At 62.7% G+C, this 14,303-nt stretch carries 19 protein-coding genes; 6 read left to right on the top strand and 13 right to left on the bottom strand.

Annotated elements, in window-relative coordinates:
- Positions 1-22 precede the first annotated feature (22 nt).
- The 6 genes from K3136_RS06425 to rpmH form a co-directional block, all read right to left on the bottom strand.
- Positions 23-961 carry a TraB/GumN family protein gene (locus K3136_RS06425; RefSeq protein WP_247711456.1) on the bottom strand — a complete coding sequence of 313 codons (939 nt, stop codon included), beginning with the start codon at positions 959-961 and terminating at the stop codon, positions 23-25.
- Positions 962-1,034: 73 nt separating this feature from the next.
- Positions 1,035-1,688 carry a ribosome biogenesis GTP-binding protein YihA/YsxC gene (gene yihA / locus K3136_RS06430; protein ID WP_221432039.1) on the bottom strand — a complete coding sequence of 218 codons (654 nt, stop codon included), beginning with the start codon at positions 1,686-1,688 and terminating at the stop codon, positions 1,035-1,037.
- A gap of 10 nt (positions 1,689-1,698) precedes the next feature.
- Positions 1,699-3,447 carry a membrane protein insertase YidC gene (yidC, locus tag K3136_RS06435; RefSeq protein ID WP_221432040.1) on the bottom strand — a complete coding sequence of 583 codons (1,749 nt, stop codon included), beginning with the start codon at positions 3,445-3,447 and terminating at the stop codon, positions 1,699-1,701.
- A gap of 69 nt (positions 3,448-3,516) precedes the next feature.
- Positions 3,517-3,726 carry a membrane protein insertion efficiency factor YidD gene (yidD, locus tag K3136_RS06440; RefSeq protein WP_160595619.1) on the bottom strand — a complete coding sequence of 70 codons (210 nt, stop codon included), beginning with the start codon at positions 3,724-3,726 and terminating at the stop codon, positions 3,517-3,519.
- Positions 3,723-4,106, bottom strand: a complete 384-nt coding sequence (rnpA, locus tag K3136_RS06445; RefSeq protein WP_221432041.1) for a ribonuclease P protein component — start codon at positions 4,104-4,106, stop codon at positions 3,723-3,725. Before rnpA ends, yidD begins: the two co-directional genes overlap by 4 nt.
- Before the next feature lie 88 nt (positions 4,107-4,194).
- Positions 4,195-4,329 carry a 50S ribosomal protein L34 gene (gene rpmH, locus K3136_RS06450; protein ID WP_067468613.1) on the bottom strand — a complete coding sequence of 45 codons (135 nt, stop codon included), beginning with the start codon at positions 4,327-4,329 and terminating at the stop codon, positions 4,195-4,197.
- Positions 4,330-4,540: 211 nt separating this feature from the next.
- Between rpmH and K3136_RS06455 the strand changes: the two genes are divergently transcribed.
- Both K3136_RS06455 and K3136_RS06460 read left to right on the top strand, forming a co-directional pair.
- Positions 4,541-6,049 (top strand): YifB family Mg chelatase-like AAA ATPase, encoded by a 1,509-nt coding sequence (locus K3136_RS06455; protein WP_221432042.1) that lies wholly within the window; start codon positions 4,541-4,543, stop codon positions 6,047-6,049.
- 30 nt (positions 6,050-6,079) lie between these two features.
- Positions 6,080-7,294 (top strand): serpin family protein, encoded by a 1,215-nt coding sequence (locus K3136_RS06460; protein WP_221432043.1) that lies wholly within the window; start codon positions 6,080-6,082, stop codon positions 7,292-7,294.
- A gap of 9 nt (positions 7,295-7,303) precedes the next feature.
- On the opposite strand, the gene K3136_RS14065 is transcribed toward K3136_RS06460, so the two are convergent.
- The 3 genes from K3136_RS14065 to K3136_RS06475 all read right to left on the bottom strand — a co-directional run bounded on the left by K3136_RS14065 (position 7,304) and on the right by K3136_RS06475 (position 8,746).
- Positions 7,304-7,654: a hypothetical protein gene (locus K3136_RS14065; RefSeq protein WP_247711457.1), complete on the bottom strand. Its 351-nt coding sequence runs from the start codon at positions 7,652-7,654 to the stop codon at positions 7,304-7,306.
- A gap of 220 nt (positions 7,655-7,874) precedes the next feature.
- Positions 7,875-8,090: a hypothetical protein gene (locus K3136_RS06470; protein WP_345725184.1), complete on the bottom strand. Its 216-nt coding sequence runs from the start codon at positions 8,088-8,090 to the stop codon at positions 7,875-7,877.
- A gap of 101 nt (positions 8,091-8,191) precedes the next feature.
- Positions 8,192-8,746: a winged helix-turn-helix transcriptional regulator gene (locus tag K3136_RS06475; protein WP_221432044.1), complete on the bottom strand. Its 555-nt coding sequence runs from the start codon at positions 8,744-8,746 to the stop codon at positions 8,192-8,194.
- Between the two features lie 189 nt (positions 8,747-8,935).
- Here K3136_RS06475 and K3136_RS06480 point away from each other — a divergent pair, with 189 nt between their 5' ends.
- Positions 8,936-9,277, top strand: a complete 342-nt coding sequence (locus K3136_RS06480) for a CC_3452 family protein (RefSeq protein WP_221432045.1) — start codon at positions 8,936-8,938, stop codon at positions 9,275-9,277.
- A gap of 88 nt (positions 9,278-9,365) precedes the next feature.
- Here K3136_RS06480 and K3136_RS06485 read toward each other — a convergent pair whose 3' ends face one another.
- From K3136_RS06485 to galE, 3 genes are all read right to left on the bottom strand, one after another.
- Entirely contained in the window at positions 9,366-9,980 is a 615-nt protein-coding gene (locus tag K3136_RS06485; RefSeq protein ID WP_221432046.1) for an HAD family hydrolase, read from the bottom strand.
- A 93-nt stretch (positions 9,981-10,073) separates the two neighbouring features.
- Entirely contained in the window at positions 10,074-10,199 is a 126-nt protein-coding gene (ykgO, locus tag K3136_RS06490) for a type B 50S ribosomal protein L36 (protein ID WP_006833921.1), read from the bottom strand.
- Positions 10,200-10,290: 91 nt separating this feature from the next.
- Positions 10,291-11,304, bottom strand: coding sequence for a UDP-glucose 4-epimerase GalE (gene galE, locus K3136_RS06495; RefSeq protein ID WP_221432047.1), 1,014 nt, complete (start codon positions 11,302-11,304; stop codon positions 10,291-10,293).
- Between the two features lie 136 nt (positions 11,305-11,440).
- Here galE and K3136_RS06500 point away from each other — a divergent pair, with 136 nt between their 5' ends.
- The 3 genes from K3136_RS06500 to K3136_RS06510 all read left to right on the top strand — a co-directional run bounded on the left by K3136_RS06500 (position 11,441) and on the right by K3136_RS06510 (position 14,089).
- Positions 11,441-12,049: a DUF4136 domain-containing protein gene (locus tag K3136_RS06500; protein ID WP_221432048.1), complete on the top strand. Its 609-nt coding sequence runs from the start codon at positions 11,441-11,443 to the stop codon at positions 12,047-12,049.
- Complete coding sequence (locus tag K3136_RS06505; protein WP_221432049.1) at positions 12,046-13,185, top strand: M14 family metallopeptidase; 1,140 nt, start codon at positions 12,046-12,048, stop codon at positions 13,183-13,185. Before K3136_RS06500 ends, K3136_RS06505 begins: the two co-directional genes overlap by 4 nt.
- Before the next feature lie 112 nt (positions 13,186-13,297).
- On the top strand, positions 13,298-14,089 hold the full coding sequence (locus K3136_RS06510) for a hypothetical protein (RefSeq protein ID WP_221432050.1): 792 nt from the start codon (positions 13,298-13,300) through the stop codon (positions 14,087-14,089).
- On the opposite strand, the gene K3136_RS06515 is transcribed toward K3136_RS06510, so the two are convergent.
- A complete protein-coding gene (locus K3136_RS06515) occupies positions 14,090-14,263 on the bottom strand; it encodes a hypothetical protein (protein ID WP_221432051.1) in 174 nt (57 codons plus the stop codon).
- Between the last annotated feature and the right edge of the window lie 40 nt (positions 14,264-14,303).

Below are 14,303 nucleotides of genomic sequence, written 5' to 3' on the forward strand. Positions count from 1 at the left end.
GTGTCCGCGCGGACCTTTCCGATCAGCGCCAGTCGGGCCCGAATATCTCGAAGCCGCGCGTCTCTAGCTGGTCGAGGACGCCGCCCTCTTCTGCCAGCACGCGTAGCGGCACGACCGCGAGGGTAACGCCCGTATCGCCGGCAGCATCCTCGATCAGGCCCGTCCACTGGTCGCGAATTTCCTCTCCCAGATCGTCATCGGTCCACGGCCAGCAAGTGCCGAGCGCGATTTCCAGCGGGTTCGCCATTACGCCTGCTACATCGAACTTACGCCACGCATTGCCACGCGCCTCGATCACTGCGGGTCCCGCTTCGACGGCGGTCATGGCTGCCATTAGGCACGGGATATGGCTTGCCGGTTCCGCCTCGGCCAGATCGTCGAGCAGGTCCTCGCCGCGGAAACGCTCCGGTCGCGTGATCGGGACGTCGGCGCGCTTTGCCGCCTTGCGTACGATTTCGGTCGCATCCTTGGTGATGTCGTCATCGAAGTCCAGCCGCCGGGCAAGCAGGTCGAAGGACGTCATGAGAAAGCTGCGCCGGTCGTAGTCGATGTCGTATTCGGCTTCGAGCGCCGCCAGTCTCTCGCGCTGGTCGGCCGAGAGGTAATCGCCCGCATTCGTGCGATCGGGCAGCTTGGTGATCTTGCCGCCGCTGAAGATCAGCCGGAACACATCGCCGGGCGAGAACTTCGGGGTCGCGCGCAGGATGACCCGGCTGGATTCGGCAGTGGCTTCCTCCAGCCGCTCGGGCAGCCATGGCGTGGCCTTGGGCACCGCAGCGATTTCACCGACAAGTATGATCGTGCCGGTCGGCGTGTCGATGGTCCACATCGGCGCTCCGGAGCGCTGGGCGGTAACGATAATCTCGTTCTGCGAAGAAGGGGCCTGCGACGCTGCCGGGACTGCGCAAAGCGAGACCGCGGCAAGACCTGCAGCGAGGACGGCGATTGACTTGGAGATCATGCGCGCCTGCCTACCGAGCAGCGGATAGACGGTTTCTGAATGGACGTGGCGTAGTGGTGATCCGGCTTTCGGATCAGACGCCGGCATCCTGCAGCAACGCGGCACGCAGTTCGCCGATCCCCATGCCCTTCTCGCTCGACGTCACATGGATGTGCGGGAAGGCTGCGACGTGCTTTTTCGCTTCGGCTTCGACCGCGGCCACGGTCTTTTCCAGCTCGCTCGCCTTGATCTTGTCGGCCTTGGTCATGACCACGCGATAGCCGACGGCGGCCTCGTCGAGCATCTTCATCATCTCGCGGTCGACGTCCTTCAGCCCGTGGCGGCTGTCGACCAGCACGAGGTTGCGGACCAGCACCTGACGCCCGCGCAGATAGGTTTTCACGAGGTTCTTCCACTTCTCGACGACCTTCACCGGCGCCTTGGCAAAGCCGTAGCCGGGCATGTCCACGAGGCGGAACAGCGTGGGATCGCCCACTTCGAAGAAGTTCAGTTCCTGTGTGCGGCCCGGCGTCACCGAGGCACGCGCGATCTTCTTGCGGCCGACGAGCGCGTTCAGGAGCGAGCTCTTGCCCACGTTCGAGCGGCCCGCGAAGGCAATCTCGGGCACGGTCGGTTCGGGCAGGAACTTGAGCTGCGGGGCCGAGAGGAGGAACTCCACCCGACCCGAAAACAGCTTCTTGGCGCGCCGTTCCAGCTGGGCCAGTTCGGCGGCTTCTTTTTCGGTCACTTGCGCTATCCTACTTCCCGGCCTTCGCCGCTGCGGCCTTCTCGGCCTTTTCCTTCTCGGCCGCCGCCCTCAATTGCGGGTGCTTCGAATAGAGATATTTCTGCTGCGCGAGCGTCAGGATGTTCGAGGTCACCCAGTAGAGCAGCAGGCCTGCGGCGAACGGCGCCATGATGAACATCAGCACCCATGGCATGATCGAGAACACCTGCGCCTGGACCGGATCGGTCTGAGGGTTGAGCCTGAAGGTCAGCCACATGGTCACGCCCAGCAGCACCGCGAGTATGCCGATGGCCAGGAAGCTCGGCGGCGTGAACGGCAACAGGCCGAACAGGTTGAGGATGGTCGCCGGATCGGGAGCGGAAAGGTCGTCGATCCAGAGGAAGTGCTGGTGACGCATTTCGATCGCGAGGTAGAGCACCTTGTAGAGCGCGAAGAAGATCGGGATCTGCAGGATCAGCGGAAGGCAGCCCGCGAGCGGATTGACCTTCTCTTCCTTGAAGAGCTTCTGCATCTCCTGCTGCTGCTTGACGCGGTCGTCCTTGTACTTTTCCTGCAGCGCTTTCATCTTCGGCTGGATCGCCTTCATGCTTGCCATCGAAGCGAACTGCTTCTGCGCGATGGGGAACATCAGGCCGCGCACGATGATCGTCAGGATGATGATCGCGACACCGAAATTGCCGACCAGTTCGAAGATGTTCTTGAGCAGCCAGAGGAAGGGTTTCTCGAACCATCGGAACCAGCCCCAGTCGATCGCGAGACCGAACTGCGGGATGCCGGCATCCTGGTAGGCATCGAGGATTTCGCTGTCCTTCGCACCTGCATAGAGGCGCGAAATGGTGGTGACCTTGCGACCGTTGGGAATGGTGATCGGGTCGTAGATCATGTCCGCGCGGAAGATGTTGTTGCCGAGCGAACGGAAGGTCGAATCGGGCGCAGAGCCTACCTGCGGGACCATGGCTGCGAGCCAGTAGATGTCGGTGAATCCGACCCAGTCGGTCTTGCCGGCAAGCGCAACGGTCTTCTCGTCTTCCACGTCGTCATAGTCGTAATCGTAGTCGACGCTCTGGTCGAAGCTGCCGATCGGACCCGAGTGGGCGATGAAGAAGTCGGCGCTGGCGGTGTCGCTGGTGCGGCTGACGAGGCCGTAGGGCTGCACGACCACGGGGACGCCGCTCGTGTTGCTGACCACCTGGTCGATGGTGAGCATGTAGTTTTCATCGATCGACCAGGTCTGTTCGAGCGTGACGCCCTCGCCTGCGACATGCGTCAGCGTGACGGGGTTGTCCTGAGTGAGCACGCCCCCAGAGCTTTGCCAGATCGCGTCGTCCGAAACCTTTTCGCCGTTCACGAGGAAGCCGAACTGCGAGACCTGCTGCGCGGGCGTTCCGCGCGGAGAGAAGATCCGCACCGGTTCGTCGTTTTCGGTGGTGGCCGCGTAATCCTTGAGCACGACGTCGTCGAGGAAGGCCCCCTGCAGGTTGATCGAGCCGCCAACCTTGGGCGAATCGATCGCCACACGGTCGGGCGAGGCAAGCGCTGTTTCGAGATCGGCCGCTTCCAGCGCGATGGCGCTGGGATCCTGCAGGCCGCCGGTGCGCGAGTGCGCGACTGCGGCATGCTCAGCTGGCGTATCCACCTTCTCGGCAGTGACGGGGACTTCTTCTGGCTGCGGATAGAAATAGTCCATCGCCCACTGCCAGCCGAGCAGGACGGCCAGCGACAGGGTGAGGACGAGCACGAAATTGCGTGAATTTTCCAAGGTCGATCCCGTTGAAAGCTGTATTCGTTAGGTGGGAAGGGTGTGTTGCTACGTCAAGACAGCGGTGCTTCAGGGCACCGGATCATGGCCGCAGCCCCCCCATGGTTGGCAGCGCAATAGCCGCTTGAACGCCAACCATCCACCCTTGATTGCCCCGTATTTCTGGAGCGCCTCGATGGCATACTGGCTACACGACGGGGTGAAGCGGCAGGTCGGCGGCAGAATGCGGCTTGGGCCGAGCTGCCACAGGCGCGCAATCCAGATGAGCGGATATTTCATGCGCGGGGCGATCTTTTATGTCGGGGTCGGCGCGGGCGGTCGCCTTCGCCTTTGGCAGCGCGTGCCAACGCAGCATCCAGCTCCTCGGCCATCGCCGCGAAGTCGCGCTCGATACCACCTTCGCGGCCGATAAGGATGTGATCGTGATCGGGCAGGCCGCCTTCGGGAAGTGCCGCCCACAGCAATTCGCGAAAACGCCGCTTCATGCGGTTGCGCACGACGGCATTGCCGATTTTCTTGGTGACCGTAATCCCGTAACGCTTGCCGTGGCCTTCGTTCGGCCGCGTCAGCAGGACGAAACCCGGCTTGGCATTGCGCACACCGCGATTGGCGGCGACGAAATCGCTACGCTTGCGGATGACGGACAGGCTCGGGTGCATGGAATGCAGATACGCAAAACGGGCCCCCGATGGGAGCCCGTTTGATTATCGCGATCGAAGCCGCGCCGAAGCGCGACCGATCATGCGATTACGCGCAGAGGTTCTTGCGGCCGCGGCTGCGACGTGCACGAAGAACCTTACGGCCACCCGGGGTAGCCTTGCGTGCGAAGAAACCGTGGCGACGGGCGCGCACGAGGTTCGAGGGCTGGAAAGTCCGCTTCATGGGAACACCTTCAGTTAAATTCGTTTTGTGCCGGGCGAATCGCTCCGACGAAAAAAGGGCCGCCGCACGGGCGACCGCTCTCGTGGGGGCGCGCTTAAGGAAAACGGGCTGGCAGGTCAAGCCTGAAGCGTGTTTCCGCCATTTCGGAACCAGCAAGTCTCGACAATATCACCACTTCTTGTCACAGCAACCTCCAACAGGGGGGAATGCATTGGTCGCACTGGTCCGGACGGTGGCCTATCTCGGGCTGGAAGCGCGCAGCGTCGAAGTGCAATGCTCGCTCGCCCCGGGCCTGCCAAATTTCAACATCGTGGGCCTTGCCGACAAGGCAGTCGGAGAGAGCAAGGAACGCGTGCGCGCCGCGCTGTCCTCCATGGGCCTCGCGCTGCCGCCCAAGCGGATCACGATCAACCTATCGCCCGCCGACCTGCCCAAGGAAGGCTCGCATTACGACCTGCCGATCGCGCTTGCGGTCTTGGCCGCGATGGGCATTACTGATGCCGAGCAACTCGATGACTGGATCATCGTGGGCGAGCTGGCGCTCGATGCGCGCATCGCGCCCTCCCCCGGCGTGTTGCTGGCCGCGATCCATGCCAGCGAGCAGGAAAAAGGCCTGATCTGTCCCGCCGCGCAAGGATCGGAAGCGCGCTGGGCGAGCGAAGTGCCGGTGATCGCCGCACCCGATATCGCCAGCCTGCTGAACCATCTCAAGGGCACCAGCCAGCTGCCCACGCCCGAGCCGGGTCTGGTAGAGGAGCCGGTCAGCGCGCCGGACCTCAAACAGGTGAAAGGGCAGGAAACCGCCAAGCGCGCGCTCGAAATCGCGGCGGCGGGCGGGCACAACCTCCTCATGATCGGCCCGCCGGGCGCGGGCAAGTCGCTGCTGGCGAGCTGCCTGCCGGGTATCCTGCCGCCGCTCTCGCCTGCCGAGGCGCTTGAAGTCAGCATGGTGCAATCGGTCGCGGGCCTGCTCGAAGAGGGCAAGATCAGCCGTTCGCGCCCGTTCCGTGCGCCGCACCATTCGGCGAGCATGGCGGCGCTGACCGGCGGCGGATTGAAGGTGAAGCCGGGCGAGGTCAGCCTCGCGCACCTCGGCGTGCTCTTCCTCGACGAGCTGCCGGAATTCCAGCGCGCCGTGCTCGATTCGCTGCGCCAACCGCTTGAAACCAACACGGTCGATGTCGCGCGCGCCAATGCGCATGTGACCTTTCCAGCGAACGTCCAGCTCGTTTCCGCAATGAACCCGTGCCGCTGCGGGCACCTCGGCGACCCTGCGCTTGCTTGCAGCCGCGCGCCCAAATGCGCCGCCGACTACCAGAGCAAGGTCTCCGGGCCCTTGCTCGACCGGATCGACCTGCACGTAGAGGTCGACCCTGTCAGCGCCGCCGATCTCGCCCTGCCCCCGCCCGCAGAGGGCAGCGATGAGGTCGCCGCGAGGGTAGCGAAAGCCCGGGCGATCCAAACCGCCCGCGCCGAAGAGAGTGGCGCGCGCACCAATGCCGAATTGCAGGGCGATGCGCTGGAAACCTTTGCGGGGCCCGACGCAAAGGGTCGCGAACTGCTGATGCAGGCGGCAACCGCCATGAACCTTTCGGCGCGCAGCTACACCCGTATGCTCCGCGTCGCGCGGACAATCGCGGACCTTGCAGGGGCGGAGCAGGTGGGCCGCATCCATGTGGCAGAGGCGCTGAGCTACCGGAGGCAACCTCCCCGCGCCTGATGCGTTGTGCGAACTGAAAGGAGTTCGCCTATGCCTTTGATCCGCAACGCTTCTCGCCTGTTCATCGCCGCTGCCGGCCTCACACTTGCCGCCTGCTCTGCTCAGACCGAGGGGCCACAGCCTGCCGGATCTGCGGGAACTGGTGGCGGAGGCGCGCTCGCGCTCTTCCCGATCCTCGATGCCGAAGCGAAGCGCGACGAGAACGTCGTCATTTCACCGGTGAGCATCGATCTCGCATTCGGGCTACTTCACGCCGGCGCGCGCGGCGAAACCCGCGCGCAGCTGGAGCAATACCTCCCGCCCCTGGCCGATCCGATGGGATACGAGACAAACAAGGACGACGTGAAGGTCACCATCTCCAACGCTCTGTTTCTCGATGACCGGTTCCGTTTCCGTGACAGCTATGTTTCCCAGCTGCGCCGCGAATACGAGGCCAAGGCGATCGCCACCGACTTTACCGACAAGCAGGGCGCCGCCGACACGATCAACAGTTGGGCGGACGATGCCACGGAAGGGCTTATCCCGAAGGTTATCGCGCCGGAGACGGTCACTCCCGACATGATCGCGGTCCTCGCCAACGCGCTCTATTTCGACGGGTTGTGGGAAACGAAGCTGATGTCGAGCAGCCAGCACCCCTTCCTTTTCGGTAGCGGCAGGGAAGAGCCCTTCACCTTTGTCGGCGAGACCTTCGAGACGCCCTATGCACGCGTTGACGGTTGGGAGGGCGTGCGCCTTGCGTACCGCAACGACCGCTACGCCATGGACATATTGATGCCGAGCGATCGCGAGATCATGGCGGCTGCCCCGCCACTCGAACTGATCGAGCGCTTGAAACAGGAACTGGACGGCGACGCGATGGAACTGGTGCGGGTGGAGATACCCCAGTTCGAAACCGACTTTGCGATTTCGCTCAACGATACGCTGATGTCGCTGGGCGTGACGCTGCCCTTCGACGAGATCAGGGCAGATCTGAGCGGAATGGCCGAACCCGGACAGCAACCGATCAAGGTCAGTGACGTTCGCCACATGACCAAGCTCCAGGTCTATGACGAAGGCACCAAGGCCGCCGCGGTGACGACGATCAGCATCGTGGTGACGGGCGCACGCATTTTGCCAAAGGAACCGATCCCCTTCAGGGCAGATCGGCCCTTCATCGCGGTACTGCGCGACCTCGAACGCGATGCGGTGCTGTTTATCGGCCGGATATCCGATCCCCAGCCCTTCGAGCCCGAAGTGGCCGAGTAAACCCGAGGATCAGGTCTCTTCGCTGATGTCGAGGTTGAGGTGCACGGTCTCGTGCTCCTCCTCGCCTTCGAACTTGGCGAGGAAATCGGCGATCGGCATCGACTGGTCGGGAACGGTCGGCATGGCAGCCACCGGACCCTGGTCGAGGCCGCCGGCAGCCGGCGTGGTACGGACGTGGAGGTACGGCACCCAGACTTCGCCGTAATCGGCCTGCTGGTACCATACGTCGAGCACGTCGTAGCTGGCCCAGCTGTCGTCGGGCTCTTTGAGGCGGATGCCTTCGCCAATGCGCGGCACCGCCATCGCCTTGATGCGAAACTGCGTCTGGTGCGTCTCGTTCTGGACTTCGATTTCGATCACGTCATTTTCCGGCTCAGCGGAGCTTTCGCCCCCGATTCACTCGCGTTTATGACAGACAGGTGTTGCGATCGTTTTAACGATGACGTCACGAAGTCTGCATCACCGGTGCCTTTCTACACAAACCGCAGAATTTCAAGCGTTTCGGGTGATGGTTTGCGTCGCGGCGGCTGGAAAAAGTGACGTCACCCTGGCGCTTTTGGCGCGTTTTCGAAGGGCCACTTTAACCATCTTTGGTATCAGCGCCGGCATAAGGCGTGTTCTTGAGAAGGTGGCGGTTGTAGTCGGGCGCGCCGTCGTCCCACCATACCGGTCCGCGCTCTCCAAGGGCGACTTTCGCAGCGTGCACGCGTGATCGCGCGGCCTTCTGCGCAGTCTTGTCGCCTTGCTTCATGGCCGAGCCCACGGCGCGGCGGGCATCCATCAGCTCGCCGACCAACCGTTCGCGTTCGGCGGGGTCGAGATCGGGATTACTGGTACGCCACAGGCGGCCGCGTACGATGATGTAGCGGCCGTCGGGCGTCTTTTCCGCTGGATCGCTCAGGCGGCGTCGCGTGCCTTGCGCAGCGCTTCGAGGTCGACGACCGAGCCATTGCCCAGCGCATCGCCCGGCTCGGCCTTGGTGCCGTCGGCACGGATGCCGAGATTGCTGCGCTCTACCAGGTGCAAGTCCTGCGGGCCGAGGATACGGCCGTCGTGGCTGAGGATCGAGGTCGGGCCGATCGGCAAGCGATCGCGCTCGTCGACGAGAACCGGGTTCTCGATGACTTCCTGCCCGTATTTCTGGCCCCACTGGCGCAGGGCGACCATGGTGGGAAGCAGGTCGAAACCCTTTTCGGTCAGGCGATATTCGATCTTGCGCCGATCGTCGGGGCAGGGATCGCGGCGCAGGATGCCGTGTTCGACCAGCTTGGCGAGCCGGTTCGACAGGATATTGCGCGCGATGCCGAGTTCGCTGAGGAATTCCTCGAAGTGGTGCAGCCCGTTGAAGCTGGCGCGCAGGATCATGAAGCTCCAGCGTTCGCCCATGACTTCAAGAGCCTGCGGCAGCCCGCATTCGGTCAGTTCGCGCAAAGGTTCGCGGATATCGCCCATAAATTTCAGTCCTCTTCCGGAAACCTATCTAGCCGATTTTCGGCTGCTGCCAAATTTTTTGCAAAAAAGGGTTGTGGAATGCAACCTATATAAGTAGGTAGCGATTCGCAACCAGTTGCAAAGAGAAACCTAAATTGCTCTTTTCGCAAGTGGTGTTGTAAAAATTGCACCAACCGAAAGGTATGATCGATGACCCTCTCCCTCTCCCTCCGCGCAAAGCTCGGCGTCCTTGGCGCTGCCCTCGCCTACACCACCGTCGGTTTCGGCACGCTGACGATGCCCACCGTTGCAGAAGCACGCGATACAGAGCCGTTCTACACCGCACAGCTGGCAGCTCCGGCTGAAGAAACCACCGTCATCGCTGGCGGCGTCGCCTGGAAGTGCCAGGCTACGACCTGTGTCGCCGGCAAGGGCACCTCGCGTCCGATGCGCATGTGCCGCGAACTCCAGCGCGACCTCGGCGAAGTCGTCGCCTTCACCGCGAAGGGTGAAGCGCTGGAAGAAGCCAAGCTGGAAAAGTGCAACCGCTGAGCGGTTGACGACCCGATCCCCCACCCCCTCTCCATCAGGGTGGACCCTCAAGCCCCGGCGCGACCCGCCGGGGCTTTTTTGTCGTGCGTCAGATGAGGCCCCGCGCGGCAAGATCGCTTTCGAGCGATGCAGCCTCGGTGAAATGGTGCACCTGCCAGCCGCAGCCCCGCGCAGCTTCGATATTGGCCGCATTATCGTCGATGAAGAGCATGGCTTCGGGCGCGTGGCCGAAACGCTCGGCCGACAGGCTGAAGATCGCCGGATCGGGCTTTGCGATCCGCTCCTCGCCCGACACGACGATATCGCGGAAGCGGTCGAAGATGCGCTCGTGCGGACGGAAACCGGCCCAGAATTCCGCCCCGAAATTGGTGATCGCAAACAGCGGCACGCCGCGTTCGTCCAGCCGTTCGACCAGCGCGTGACTGCCCTCTACCGGCCCGGGAATGGTCTCGTTGAAGCGGGTGGCATAGGCGCGGATTTCCTCGGCATAGTCGGGAAAGAGCGCGATCCGTTCGGGCACCATCTGCGAGAGCGGACGGCCCGCATCGTGCAGGAAGTGCCATTCCTCGGTCACCACCTCACCCAGCACTTTCTCAAGGCGGGCGGGATCGTCGATCATCTTTTCGAACAGGGCAGACAGCTGCCACTGATAGAGCACGCGCCCCACATCGAAGACCACTGCATCGACCGGCATATTCGTCATCGCTGAATCCCCAAACACGAACGGCCCGCACTCCTTGCGGAGCCGGGCCGGTCGATAGACAATCGCGGAAGAAGCCTTCCGCGCAGCCGAAGCTTAGCCCTGGCGGGCCTTGAAGCGACGGTTGGTCTTGTTGATGACGTAGGTGCGGCCGCGACGACGGATCACGCGGCAATCGCGGTGACGGCTCTTGAGCGACTTGAGGCTGTTGCGGATCTTCATCGTTTCTCTCTGATCAAATAAATACGCGCCGGAGATGGTGCCCCGACGCGCCGATTTCAAGCGCGCCCGTTAGCGAGCGTGGTGATTCTGGTCAAGCATTTCCCCGAATTTCGGAGAGTTTGCGTTCCCATTGCAACGCATGGCTGATGATTTCGCCCAGATCGTCGTGTTTCGGCTGCCACGGCACGGTGGCGCGGATGCGGCTCGGGTCCGACACGAGTTCTGCCGGATCACCCGCACGGCGCGGCTCCATCCGGCGTTCGATCTTGGTGTTGGTCACGCGGTCGACGGCATCGAGCACTTCGAGCACCGAGAAGCCCTTCCCATAGCCGCAGTTCATAGTGAGCGAGCGATCGCCCTGCTCGATCAGCGCCTCGAGCGCGAGCAGGTGGGCATTCGCCAGGTCGCTGACGTGGATATAGTCGCGCACGCCGGTGCCGTCGGGCGTATCGTAATCGGTACCGAAGACCGACACGCCGTCACGTTTGCCGGTTGCCGCCTCGCAGGCGACCTTGATCAGATGCGTCGCGCCCGCGGTCGACTGGCCGCTGCGCGCCTGCGGATCGGCGCCCGCCACGTTGAAGTACCTGAGCGCACAGAAGTTGAAGCCATGCGCCGCGCTCGCATCGGCAAGCATCTGCTCGGTCATCAGTTTCGACCAGCCATAAGGATTGATCGGGCTCTTGGGCGAATCTTCCGAAATCGGCGAGCTTTCGGGTATGCCATAGGTCGCTGCCGTGCTGGAGAAGATGAAATGCGCCACCCCGCCTTTTACCGCCGCCTCGATCAGCGCGCGGCTCTTCACCGTGTTGTTCTCGTAATAGGCGAGCGGCTGCTCGACCGATTCGGGCACGATGATGGAACCTGCAAAATGCATGATCGCCCTGGTGCCCTGCTCGGCGAAGATGCGCGCGAGCAGGTCGGCATCGGCAATGTCGCCTTTATAAAGGGGAACGCCATCGGGAATGGCGAATTCGAAGCCGGTCGAAAGGTTGTCGATGACCGCCACCGGCCAGCCTGCATCCTTCAGCGCAAGCACCGCGTGGCTTCCGATATACCCCGCCCCGCCGGTAACCAGCACGGGCACTTTTGTGTCCTGTTCCATGGCAGCGACGCCTAGCATACGATTTGGTAAGGGCAATTGCCTAAGAGGCCGCCCGCATGCCTTGCGGAGCCTTGCGCGCGCCCGAGCGTTCAATGGGACACACCCGCCAGATCCGCATCGCATGAAAGGTCGCATCATGAAGCTCAAAACCCTCCTTCCCGCCGCCATGGCCTCGCTCGCACTCGCCGCCTGCGCGACTGCGCCCGGCCCGGTCGAGGTCACGCGTTTCGTGGCGCCTGAAACCGCCGGACAGCTCGCCCAGGGCACGGTCTTCGTCGCGAGCATGGACGGGCAGGACGACGACAGCCTGTTCCTCGCGCCCTACAAGGCGGCCGTAGCGGCAGAGCTCGTTCGCCTCGGCTATACCGAGAGCGACCGCGAGAGCGCCGACCAGATCGCGACCGTCAGCCTCGAGAAATACGTGCTCGAAGCAGGTGGCGCGCGCCGTTCGCCGGTCAGCGTGGGCGTCGGTGGCAGCACCGGCACCTATGGCTCTGGCGTGGGTGTCGGCATCGGCATCAACCTTGGCGGCGGTGAACGCGACAAGGTCGGCACCGAACTGGCCGTGATGATCCGCGATGCCGCTACGTCCGCCAGCCTGTGGGAAGGCCGCGCGGACTTCCGAGTGAAAGATAATTCCCCCCTTGCGCAATCAACCGCCAACGCGCAGACGGTGGCCGCCGCGCTATTCAGCGATTTTCCCGGCAACAATGGCGAAACCATAGAAGTAGAGGTCTCCGAGTGAGCGATATCCGGATCGATTCAGCTTTCGACAGCGGCAACATCGAAGTCCTGTCGGTGGACGGCGCAACTGCGACGCTCGCCATTCCGCTGGATACGAACAGCGAGTTCAAGCAGTGGTTCCACTTCCGCGTCGCCGGCGCGAAGGGCCGCGAACTGGTGCTGAAGATCACGCAGCTTTCGGACAGCGCCTATCCCGATGGCTGGCCCGGCTATGACGCCTGCGTTTCCGAAGACCGCGACTACTGGGGCCGCGCCTCGTCCACTTACGACAAGGACGAACAGGGCGGCACGCTGACGATCCGCTACACGCCTGCCAGCGACATCGCCTGGTTCGCCTATTTCGCGCCCTATTCGATGGAGCGTCATCACGACCTCATCGCCGAGGCTGCCGCGTCGGAAGGCGTCGACCATGTCGCGCTCGGCAATACGCTCGACGGCCAGCCGATCGACTGCCTCGAAATGGGCGAAGGCAGCTTCAACGTATGGCTCTATGCGCGCCAGCATCCGGGCGAAACGCAGGCCGAATGGTGGATGGAAGGCGCGCTGGAAGTACTGACCGATCCTTCGGACAGCGTCGGTCGCAAGCTGCGCCAGAAGTGCCGCCTGCACATCGTGCCCAACTGCAATCCCGACGGCTCGCGCCGCGGGAACCTGCGCGTCAACGCCGCCGGTGCCAACCTCAACCGCGAGTGGGAAAACCCGACCGCAGAACGCAGCCCCGAAGTGCTCGCGATCCGCAACCACATGGACAAGACCGGCGTCGATTTCGCGATGGACGTCCATGGTGACGAGGCGATCCCCGTCAGCTTCCTTGCAGGCTACGAAGGCATTCCCTCGTGGACCGAAGAGCATGGCGAGCGCTACTACAGCTACGAGCGCATCCTCGACCGCCGCACGCCCGATTTCCAGACCGAGCAGGGTTACACCAAGGCCGCTCCGGGCAAGGCCAACCTCTCGATGAGTACGACGCAGGTCGCCGAACGTTTCGGCGCGACCTCGATGACGCTGGAGATGCCTTACAAGGACAACCACGCCGATCCCGAGCCCGAGCAGGGCTGGTCGCCCGAGCGTTGCAAGATGCTCGCCCGCGACTGCCTTGCGGCGCTGGTCGAATGGCTGGACGCGCAGGACGCCTGAGGCTGCTCAGCGCACGATCGGGCGAATATTGCCGCAAGAGAAAATTGGACGCATCAGCATGAAAAATCGATGGATGTTGGCGTGCGCGCTTATTCCAGGAGCCGTGATGATAGTGGCTGCGACAGGCGCAATGTCAACGCAGTCCGACTTGCTCTTGCCGGTCGATGCCGAGCCCGGGGTCCTCGAAGTCCGCAAGGGGGATTTCGTTTTGGATGGCATTCTCGTCGCGCCTGACCATGTGACATTGGATGAGACTCATACACTGCAGATCGGGGCATATGAGACTACTCTCGAAGCCGGAGTTCCGTTGAACGGGACGATACTGGACGGCGCCCTTGCCGAGGAGCTTGGCACCTCGCGCACCTTTTATTGTGAGGACTGGAAGACCGCGACAAAGGAACTGCGCAAAGCCTTCGGGAGTGCGTTGTTTTCCACGCCAGGAGGAAGCATTCGCCTGTGCCTGAACGATCGTGACGATGACGGCACATTTGATTTTGCGGTTCTCAACCCCAATCCGTTGCGATCGCCGTATATCACTGCAATCACGCCCATTCCCTTCTCGCAACGCGAGTATGCGGCGGGCGACAGAGCACGCGATGTCCGCGTCAAGATCGATAAGATCGGCTCGAAAATCGTGAAATTCGACACGCGCATCATCCACCGCGAAAAAAGTGAAGAGGGCTACACGATCGAAGAATGGTATTTCTCCTTCGGCAAAGGCGATCCGGATGACGAAAAGTATATAAGCCGCCACTTCCAGGTTCGCGGCCCTTTCCCGCAGACTGTCGAGTTTCTAGGCTCAGAAATTCTGGTCCACTCCGTCGACAGAAAGCAAAAGACCGCGCGAATCGAAATTCTCTCAGGCTTCGAACCGCAAATGGTCAGACCCGGAATGGGCTCATAGTCAGCCGGCGAGGATCTTTTCAGCCACACTTTCGGGCGTGCCGGTAACCAGCAGCGGCTGGCCGCCCACGATGCCGACCAGCGTCTGGCCGTTTTCGCCCACACGCAGCCAGGCGACATTGCTTGCGACGACGAGGTAATTCCCGCCGCGCGAGTCGAGTTGAACGAACTTCATGCGAAGTACTCCGAGCGCAGATTGCGCCACGAAATCCAGC

The sequence above is a fragment of the Qipengyuania gelatinilytica genome, from assembly GCF_019711315.1.
Lineage (GTDB): Bacteria > Pseudomonadota > Alphaproteobacteria > Sphingomonadales > Sphingomonadaceae > Qipengyuania > Qipengyuania gelatinilytica.